The 9,365-nt window shown below is 67.0% G+C and carries 9 protein-coding genes; 1 reads left to right on the top strand and 8 read right to left on the bottom strand.

Features of this window, described 5'->3' with window-relative positions; translation table 11 throughout:
- Window positions 1–188 precede the first annotated feature (188 nt).
- From DNK54_RS20890 to DNK54_RS20925, 8 genes are all read right to left on the bottom strand, one after another.
- Window positions 189–779, bottom strand: a complete 591-nt coding sequence (locus DNK54_RS20890) for a helix-turn-helix domain-containing protein (RefSeq protein WP_162602587.1) — start codon at window positions 777–779, stop codon at window positions 189–191.
- Between the two features lie 121 nt (window positions 780–900).
- On the bottom strand, window positions 901–1,632 hold the full coding sequence (locus tag DNK54_RS20895; protein ID WP_110208952.1) for a cysteine hydrolase family protein: 732 nt from the start codon (window positions 1,630–1,632) through the stop codon (window positions 901–903).
- 29 nt (window positions 1,633–1,661) lie between these two features.
- Complete coding sequence (locus DNK54_RS20900) at window positions 1,662–2,552, bottom strand: ABC transporter permease (protein WP_110208953.1); 891 nt, start codon at window positions 2,550–2,552, stop codon at window positions 1,662–1,664.
- Complete coding sequence (locus DNK54_RS20905; protein WP_110208954.1) at window positions 2,528–3,634, bottom strand: ABC transporter permease; 1,107 nt, start codon at window positions 3,632–3,634, stop codon at window positions 2,528–2,530. Before DNK54_RS20905 ends, DNK54_RS20900 begins: the two co-directional genes overlap by 25 nt.
- Window positions 3,631–5,151: an ABC transporter ATP-binding protein gene (locus DNK54_RS20910; protein ID WP_162602588.1), complete on the bottom strand. Its 1,521-nt coding sequence runs from the start codon at window positions 5,149–5,151 to the stop codon at window positions 3,631–3,633. The genes DNK54_RS20905 and DNK54_RS20910 overlap by 4 nt, the downstream gene beginning before the upstream one ends.
- A gap of 18 nt (window positions 5,152–5,169) precedes the next feature.
- Window positions 5,170–6,195 carry a BMP family lipoprotein gene (locus DNK54_RS20915; RefSeq protein ID WP_162602589.1) on the bottom strand — a complete coding sequence of 342 codons (1,026 nt, stop codon included), beginning with the start codon at window positions 6,193–6,195 and terminating at the stop codon, window positions 5,170–5,172.
- Between the two features lie 129 nt (window positions 6,196–6,324).
- Window positions 6,325–7,323: a PDR/VanB family oxidoreductase gene (locus DNK54_RS20920; RefSeq protein ID WP_110208957.1), complete on the bottom strand. Its 999-nt coding sequence runs from the start codon at window positions 7,321–7,323 to the stop codon at window positions 6,325–6,327.
- A complete protein-coding gene (locus DNK54_RS20925) occupies window positions 7,320–8,321 on the bottom strand; it encodes an aromatic ring-hydroxylating dioxygenase subunit alpha (protein WP_110208958.1) in 1,002 nt (333 codons plus the stop codon). Before DNK54_RS20925 ends, DNK54_RS20920 begins: the two co-directional genes overlap by 4 nt.
- Before the next feature lie 274 nt (window positions 8,322–8,595).
- Between DNK54_RS20925 and DNK54_RS20930 the strand changes: the two genes are divergently transcribed.
- The coding region (locus tag DNK54_RS20930) for an alcohol dehydrogenase catalytic domain-containing protein (protein ID WP_110208959.1) at window positions 8,596–9,365 on the top strand (770 nt) is incomplete at its 3' end.

Below are 9,365 nucleotides of genomic sequence, written 5' to 3' on the forward strand. Positions count from 1 at the left end.
CCAAGGCAAAGTCGGCGTCCTCGCCCTCGCCCCCCAAGAAGGACTCGGCATACGCAACCACGAACTCCGCGAGAAGCACCTCACCCAGATCAACCTCTTCCGCGGCATCTGAACCGCAGGACACGCGAAGGTCCCGGGCATCTCGCCGCGCGAGATACCCGGGACCTTCGGGGCAGGAGGGCGGTCCGCTACTCGTCGAGGTTCACCCAGACAGCCCGCGCCTTCCCGTGACCGTCGTTGCGGATGAGGTGCGGCGTGGTGGAGGGATAGTGGATGGCGTCCCCCGCACTGAGCACATGGTCCACGCCGTTGACCTGGATCGTCAGCGTGCCGGAGAGAACGATGCCGAACTCGGCACCGTCGTGGTGGCTGGGTTCGGGCCCGGAGCCCGTGCCCGGCTCGTACTCGTTGACGACCATCTCCAGACCGCGCGACGGGTCGTTGTGGACCAATCGACGTAGCACGCCGCTCGACGTGTGCACCTCGACCTGGTCAGCCAGCCGACGCACAGGAGAGCGCTGCTCGCCGCCGGCACCAAAGAGGTCGGACATGTGCGTCCCGAGCGCCGAGGCGACCGAGACCAGCGTGCTGATCGAAGGGGTGGCGACACCGCGCTCCAACATCGAGAGCATCGAGACGCTGGTGCCGGTGGCGTCACCAAGCGCCTGAAGGGTCATGTTGCGACGCTTGCGGAGCCGGCGGATCTGCGCACCGACCTCACGCATCGTCTGCGCGGTGTCGTCGACAGCGCCGTCATCAGTCGCCTCGAGCTCACTCATCGCGCCCCCTGCCATGCTTCACTCATCGCCCGGACTCCTGGAATCGACCGCCACTCTAGGGCAATCGCCCCACAGCTCGGTGGTCGTGGCGGTGCCCCAAGAGGAACGCGGCACAGGGAACTCACCCCAGCACCCGCCGGCCACTGGAGTTGATGCGCGCCGCGGCATCGCCATGCGACTGCCAGGCCTCGATCAGATCGGCGCCGTCCATGACCAGGCCGGTGTTCAGCGACATGATCTTCAAGGCGGCGTCCTCCAACTCGTCGTTGGTGCCGGCCACCAGGTCATGGACCGTGATCACCTTGTAGTTCATGTTCGATGCTTCGAACGCCGTGCTCAGGACGCAGCAGTCCGTCATCATGCCGGTCAGCACGATCGTGTTGACGTCGAGCTGGCGCAGCAGGAAGTCGAGATCGCTGGGATAGAAGGCTGAGAGCCTCTTCTTGCTGGTGATGGTCTCGTCCTCGGGCTCCACTCGCGTCCGGAACGTGGTCCAGCGCGTGCCCTCGATGCCATGCTCGTCGACGTTGGGGATCCCACCGACGTACTCGCTGAAGCCCAGCCGCCAGGCACTCGGAATCCCGCGGATGTCGTCGGCACCAGAGGGCCGCAGGCCGGTCCGCACATGGATCACCCGCACTCCCGCTGCGCGAGCAGCATCGTGGAAGCGGTCGATCGGCTCCACCAGCGGACGACCCCGCGGGGCGGGGCAGGGGCACTCGGGCGACTCCGAGAGGTGCCCCTCGTGCATGTCGATCGAGACCACTGCCGTGCGGGAACGGTCGAAGTAGGCGCGATAGGCGTCGGTCTCCGGCAACGTACGCCGCTCACCGTAGAGGTAGTAGTTGGACACGGTCTCTCCTTCTTGTTCTTGCGACTTACTTACTGCGCGAGGGTTCGGGGCACGTTGGAGCGGAGTCGAGCACTCACCACCAACATCGCGATGACGACCAGCCAAGGCAAGGTGCTGAAGAGCTGCAGCGGGATGCCCGACTGCTCGGCCAGATTGAGCTGGAGCGAGTCGAGGACCGCGATCAGCAGGGCACCGGCCACCGCCCCCGGCACGGTCCACCTGCCGAGGATCACGATGGCGATGACGATCAGGCCCCGGCCTCCGACGATGTTCGGGACGTAGGAGCCGACCGAGCCCAGCGACATCGCCGCTCCGGCGATGCCGGCCAGCGCCCCGCAGGCGAGGAGTGCGTAGGTCCGCACCCGACGTGAGGAGCTGCCACGGTTGTTGACGCTCACCGGGCTGTGCCCGGTCGCCGTCACCACCACACCCGCCCGGGTGCGTGCGAAGAGGAACCAGACAGCGGCGGCCAGCAGCGCAGCCAGGTAGAAGAACACCGTCTGTTCGAAGAGGGCCGGGCCGAACACAGGGATCTCGCTCAGCAGCGGGACCGCGAACGTGTTGAGTGCCGGAGAACCGTCCGTCCATCCGATCTGGACGTAGAGGAAGTTCGCGATCCCCGGCACCAGGATGAAGAGTGCGAAGCCGACCAGGATCTGGTTGCCTCCCATCCACACGGCACCGATGGCCATCACGGCTGCCACAGCGGCTCCGATCACGAGCGCCGCGATGATCGCGGCCGGCCAGCCCCAGCCCAGCATCACCGCCGCGTAGGCACTGAACGCACCTGCGGTGATCATGCCCTCGAGCCCGATGTTCAGCACGCCGGCACGCTCGGCGATCAACTCACCCAACGCCGCCAGCAGCAACGGCACCATCAGTCTCAACGACGTGTTCAGGATCGCTTCGAGAAGGTCCATGACCGGCCTTCCTTCCTCTTCGTGGCACGCGCGGTCGCGGCCGAGCGCGTCGCGCGAACGGCGTAGGCGAGCAGGATCAGGCCGAGCAGCACCTGGACGATCTCGGGCGTCACGCCAGCCCCCACCTGCAGGGAGTCACCGCCGTGGAGCAGCGCACCGAGCGCGACCGCAGCGATCAAGGTGCCGAGAGGGTGGAGGGCACCGAGCAGCGCGACGAACAGTCCGGCGTACCCCACCGGATCGGCCACGCCCGGGTAGAGCCGGTGGTCGAGCGCAGCGACCTGCATCCAGCCGGCCAGGCCCGCTCCAGCCCCGCCCAGGGTCATCAGACCGATCGTGTAGCGCGCCGGCCGCACGCCGGCCTGCTTGGCCAGCGAGGCGTTGGCACCGAACACCCTCAGCCGGTAGCCGACCCGCGATCGGTCCGCCGCCCACAGCATCGGTACGGCGAGCAGAGCGAGCAGCAGCCCCAGGTGCGCCCTCGTGTCGGTCAGCAGGATCGGCAGACCGCTGCTCTCCGGGAGGGTGTCGGACTGCGGGAGGTTGGCGAAGTCGCTCTGCAGAGCCCCGTTGAGGAGATAGCCGAGCACCGCGACCGCGATGAAGTTGACCGCCAACGTCGTGATGATCTCGTTGGCATGGAACTTGGCCTTCAGCACGCCGGGGACGAAGGCGGCGGCCATACCGGCCACACAGCCACCGATCGCGCAGAGCGGCACCAGGACGACAGAGGGAAGCGCTGCGCCCTGAAGCGCGATGACTGTGGCGGCCAAGGCGCCGAAGCCCATCTGACCGGGAGCACCGATGTTGTAGAGCCCCGCTCGCAATGACGGGATCAGCGTGATCGCGATGAGCAAGAGCGGTGTCGCCCGCACCAAGGTCTCACCGACCGAGCGGGTGGTCCCGAACGCGCCGTTCCACAGGGCCTGGGCGGCAAGGAGTGGATCCACGTCCACGGCGACCAACAGGGCGCCGACGATCGCCAGGACCACCACGACGGCGATACCCAACGCGAGGAGCCCCGACACCAGGCCGCGCAGTCTCTCCGGCCGGTCGGCCGCTCGCAAGGTCAACACGGTCATGCCACTCCCCCCATGAGCTGGCCGATGACATCCAGGTCGTCCTCACCGACCTGGACCTCTCCGACGATCCGGCCGCTGAAGAGCACCACGATCCGGTGCGAGAGCTGGAGGAGCTCGTCCAGGTCGGGGCTGATCATGACAACCCCCGCGCCCCGGTCACAGGCTCCGAGCACGGCTTCGCGCACGTCTTGGATGGCGCGGACGTCAAGCCCCCGAAAGGGGTTGTGCGCGACCACGAGGTCCGGGTTCTCGTCAAGCTCCCGCCCGAGCACCAGCTTCTGCTGGTTGCCACCGGAGAGGCCGGAGACCGGGATCTCCGGGCTGCCGCCATGCACGCGGGAGCGCGTGAGGATCTCTCGCACGTGCTCGTCGATTCTCTCCCGGCGGAACCACGGCCCACGCTGGAACTCAGCACGACGGTGGCAGTGCACCACCACGTTGTCGCGGATGCTCAGGTCGACGGCGACACCGTCGTCGTGGCGATGCTCGGGGATATAGGCAATGGCACCGGCCGGCGCGGTGAGCTCACCGGCGCTGACGGGGACCAGGCCGGCGAGCACCCTCGCCAGGGTGGACTGGCCACTGCCGACCACCCCGGCGACCCCCACCACCTCTCCGGCCCGAACGGTGAGGTCCAAGCCGGAGAGGGCGGACTCTCCAACGTACGGCGCCGCTGCCTGGACGCCGCGAAGAGTGCAGATCGGCGTGCGGTCGGTCGTCAGGGTCTGTCGAGCCCGCTGACCGATGGCGACCTCGATCAGGTCTCCGGTGCCGCTGGAGCGGACGCCGTCGCCGGAGACCATCTGACCGACCATGTCGGCAGCGAGCTCGACCACGCTCACCCGGTCCGCATCGTGGCGCCCGGTCACCCGTCCGCGCCGTAGCACCGTCACTCGGTCGGCGATGTTCAAGACCTCCTGCAGCTTGTGGCTGATATAGAAGACCGCACCGCCGTCGGCGATGAAGCGCCGGATGATCTCTGTGAGCATCGCCGCGTCCTCGATTCCCAGGGCGGCAGTCGGCTCGTCCAGGATCAGCACCTTCGCACCGCGAGCCAGCACGATCATGATCTCCAGCCGCTGCCGCTGTCCGACGGCCAAGGTCTCGACCGGCACGTCGGGGTCGACTTCGCCACCGAACCGGCGACCCATCTCCCGGATCCGCGCACCTGCGGAGGAGCGTCGCGCCAAGAAGCCGGAGCGCTCCGCGAGCACGAGGTTCTCGGCACCGGTCAGCTCCCGGATCAGTCCGCCTTCCTGCTCGACGAACCCGACCCCGGCTCGGGGACCTGCGTGGTCCACCGACGCCTCTGCGCGCTCGAACTCGAGGCGTCCAGCATCTGCGGTGATGTGCCCAGCGAGCACTTTCATCAAGGTCGACTTCCCGGCGCCGTTCTCACCGACCAGGGCGTGGACCTCGCCCGGTCTCAGGTCGACGGTGACGTCATCGAGCGCGACGTTGTCACCGAAGGACCGGGAGATCCCGTCCAGGAGCACGAGTGGCTCCGTCTCTGTCATGACCATCTGGCTCATTCCTCAGCGCAGACCCGGGTGGGAGATGCTCTCCGGCAACTGGATCGACTCGTCCGCGAGCCCTGCCACCATCTCGTCGAACTCGGCACGCAGGTCGTCGTCGACTGCCGCAGAGTCGGCGACACCGGTGGCCCTCAGGCCGCTGTTGCCGTAGGTGAGGTTCCAGGTCTTCGCCTCCAGCTTGCCGCTGCGCGCCTGCTCGATAAGGTCCTCGAAAACCATCGTCCAGTCGAGCTCCACGGTCAGCACGGCCGCCGTCGGCGCCCACTTGCGTGCGTCGCCTCCCCAGGTGGCGCAGTGTGCACCCACCTGCTCGCAGAGCCGGAAGCCGCCGACCGCGTCCTCGGTGCCCGAGACCAGGAAGATGTTGTCGATGCCCTGGTCGAGCAGGTTCTGCACTTGCTCACGGTTGGCCTGCGCATCGGTGAAGCTGTTGCTGTTGACCAGCGTGACCTTCGCCTTGGGGTTCGCCGCCTTCGCACCGAGTTCGCAGCCCTGGTGGGACTCCACCTCGAAGGGGGCCTTCTGCGCACCGACCACGCCGACGCGGCCGTCCTTCGAGAGTTTGGTGAGCAGCCAGCAGGTGGAGTAGCCGATCTCGAGATAGCTGGAGGTGGCGGCCGAGAGGTTCGGCTGCTGCATGGCGTCGAAGGAGGTCAGCACCATGGGCACCTCCGGGTACTCCTTGGCCACTGCCTTGGCGATATCGGTCAGCACGAAGGTGGACATCGCCATCACGTCGGCTCCGCCGTCAAGCAGCTGCCGAATGACGGGCTCGGCCCGCGTCGCGTCGTAGGCCTCGAAGGTCTCCGTGCTCCGGATTCCGGAGTCCTCGGCCTTCACAGCTTCCAGGGAGTCGTGCCAGGCGAGGCTCCAAGGCTCAACGTCGGGACGGGCCTCTTGGATCAGACCGATGTGGAGGTCGTCGGAGTCGCCTCCGGATGCCTTCTCGCCCACCGTGCAAGCGGTGGCGGCGGAGGTCAGGCCAAGGGCCAGGGTTGCTGCCAGGATTCGGGTACGTCGGTTCATGGTGTGTCCTTCTGCTTTCTGCATGGGGTCACTCGCCCTACGGACGGATGCTCGGCTTTGTTGTGAGGTGAACGAAGCGGTCTAGCTCCGAGGGGGTGGTGCAGACTCCCGAGAAAGATGGGACTCGCTTCAGGCGGAGTCCCGCTTGCTTGCTGCCAGCTCATCGGGCACGTCGACGTCCAGGACCAGCCTGTCGCCGAGGCACCGGGAGACGCAGATGAGCATGCAGCCCTGCTCACGACTCTCGTCGCTCAGCAGGTGGTCACGGTGGGCGGGAGTTCCCGCGAGCACTTGGGTCTCGCAGCTCCCGCAGGTTCCCTCCTCGCACGAGTAGAGGACATCGACATCGGCCTCCAGCAGGACAGCGAGGATGGACTTGTCAGCCGGCACGTCGAGCACCGGGCCCTCGATCCCCAGCTGCACCTCGAAAGAGGTGGAGCCTTCGTCGACGACAGCCACGCCGTCGGAGGCGATGAAGCGCTCCGTGTGCAGCGTCTGCGGTGGCCAATCGCGCGCGCAGCGCTGCTCGACAGCGGCGATAAGCGGTTCCGGGCCGCAGCAGTAGACGAGGGTGTCGGGCTCGGGGCGGAGCAGCTCCTCGAGATCCAGCAGCCCGAACTCGTCCTGGGGCTGCAGCAGCACTCGTTCTCCGTAGCGGTCGAGTCGGTCGAGGTAGGCCATCGTTGATCGTGACCGCCCTCCGTAGACCAGACGCCAGGCTGCTCCAGCACGTTCGGCCTCTTCGATCATCGGCAGGATCGGCGTGATGCCGATGCCGCCCGCCACGAAGACGTACCGCGGGGAGGGGACGAGTGGGAACCTGTTGCGTGGTCCGGCGATCCGCAGCTCGTCGCCGACGGCAAGCGCTCCGTGCACCTCCACCGAACCCCCACGGCCAGCGGCCTCGCACAGCACCGCGATCTCGTACTCTCCGGTCGTGCCGACCGGGCCGCACAGGGAGTACTGGCGCACGAGCCCGGACGGCAACAGCAGATCCAGGTGCGCGCCGGGCTCCCAGGCCGGGAGCGCCGCGCCGTCGCGAGCTTCCAGACGCAGCCGGCGGACACCCGCTGCGATCTGGTCGCACCCGGTGACCCGGACATCCCGGACCAGGGACACGGTGCTCATGCCCCGTAGGGGCCGAGCGGCTCGACCTTGGCCATCTTGAGCAGCTTCTGGCGGTAGACGAGTGCCGCGTTGTCGGCCGGCATCAGGTGGAGCTCCTCCTTGAGGGAGTCCGGGATGCCCTCCGGACGCTGGCTCTCCACGACCGGGCGATCCTGCTCCATGATCGTGTTGGTGAAGTCTCCGAACTGCGAGTCGGGAGCGTCGTGCGCGTGGTTGCGGACGATCCACACGTAGAGCTCGCTGGTGTGCTCGGTCAGAGGCGTGCTGACCAGGGTGATGATCGTCGTCTCATCCGTCGCCTTCACCCGCTTCTTGAGGTGGATGAAGAAGGGCATCTCGATGATGTACTCGTATTCGACGACCGCGGTGCCCCCCTTGCCGTAGAGGTCGCTGGGCTCCACCTGCTCGAAGATGTAGCGCAGGCCTTCGGGCGTCTTGATGACCTTGTAGGGCTCGATCTCCGTGTGCTCCTCGGTGCCCAACAGCCCCGGGTGCACGTAGGGGAAGTGGGAGAAGTCCATGAAGTTCTCGATGGTGCGCGCCGCCGAGGTCTTCCACACCTCCTTGTAGGAGATGAACGACTTCCAGGCGGGGTCCTCGATGCAGTCGTCGGGGAAGCTGGGCAGCTCCTGGGCCGGCTCCCCCAGGACCACCCAGACCAGGCCGTAGCGCTCCTGCACGGTGTAGGCGATCGCGTGAGCAAGCTCAGGGATCGGCTGCGACTCGGGACGGGACGGGATGCGGACACAGGTTCCCTCGGTGTTGTACTGCCACCCGTGGTAGGGGCAGACGAGTTTGCCTTCCTTGACCCAGCCCTGCGACAGCGCGGCACCGCGGTGCACGCACATGTCCTTGAAGACGGCCAGCTCGCCCTCGTGCCGGAAGGCGACGACGAAGTCGTTGAGCAGACCGAACCGCTCTGGCTTGTCGGTGACGTCCTCCGAGCGGGCGATCGGGTGCCAGAACTTGCTCAGTTCGAGCGTTGCTTCCGCGACCATGACGCGTGGTTCCTCCTTCGTGGGCGCCGGATGAGCCAAGACTCCCGGCGGAACGTGTCCCGTTTCACACTCGTTGACATTCGAAAAGGTAGACGGCGTCGAAACTTGTGTCAATGGTCTTGAAAAAATAGCGAGACCTGGGACACACTCACGCTCAGAGAGCCCCGGATCGACGGCTCCCCGGTTGAAATCTGGCCTGGGGCGCCTCTGCCGAATGTTCCATCAGATTGAAAATACTTGGCTCTCCCAGCAATCAAGGACAAGGGGTTCCGCAGTGCAGCAGGTGCAAGCAGTGGTGGCGTTGGCGAAGGGTGAGCCGGTCACTCTGACCACGATCAACGTGCCTGACCCTGGGCCGGGGGAGGCGGTGGTGAAGATCCAGGCGTGTGGGGTGTGTCATACCGACCTGCACTATCGGGAGGGTGGGATCAACGACGACTTCCCGTTCCTGCTCGGACATGAGGCGGCCGGGGTGGTGGAGTCGGTCGGTCCGGACGTCACCTCAGTGGCTCCTGGCGACTTTGTCGTGTTGAACTGGCGTGCGGTGTGCGGTGAGTGTCGTGCGTGTGCGCGGGGCGACCTCCAGTACTGCTTCAACACGCACAACGCCACACAGAAGATGACCCTCGAGGACGGCACCGAGCTCTCGCCGGCATTGGGGATCGGCGCGTTCGCGGAGAAGACGCTGGTCGCTGCCGGGCAGTGCACCAAGGTCGACCCGTCCGCGCGGCCGGCGGCTGCCGGTCTGCTCGGCTGCGGGGTGATGGCCGGTATCGGCGCGGCGATCAACACCGGCGCGGTCACCCGCGGCAGGTCGGTGGCTGTGATCGGCTGCGGCGGCGTCGGGGTGGCGGCGATCGCCGGGTCCGCGCTGGCGGGTGCCAGCCCGATCATCGCGGTCGACATCGATGCGAAGAAGCTGGCGAAGGCCAAGGAGATGGGTGCGACGCACACGGTGGACTCCTCGCAGGTCGACCCGGTCGAGGAGATCAAGCGGATCTGTGCGGAGACCTACAAGGGTGCCGAGGGTGCCGATGTAGTGGT

The organism is Nocardioides daejeonensis (genome assembly GCF_003194585.1).
Classification (GTDB): domain Bacteria; phylum Actinomycetota; class Actinomycetes; order Propionibacteriales; family Nocardioidaceae; genus Nocardioides; species Nocardioides daejeonensis.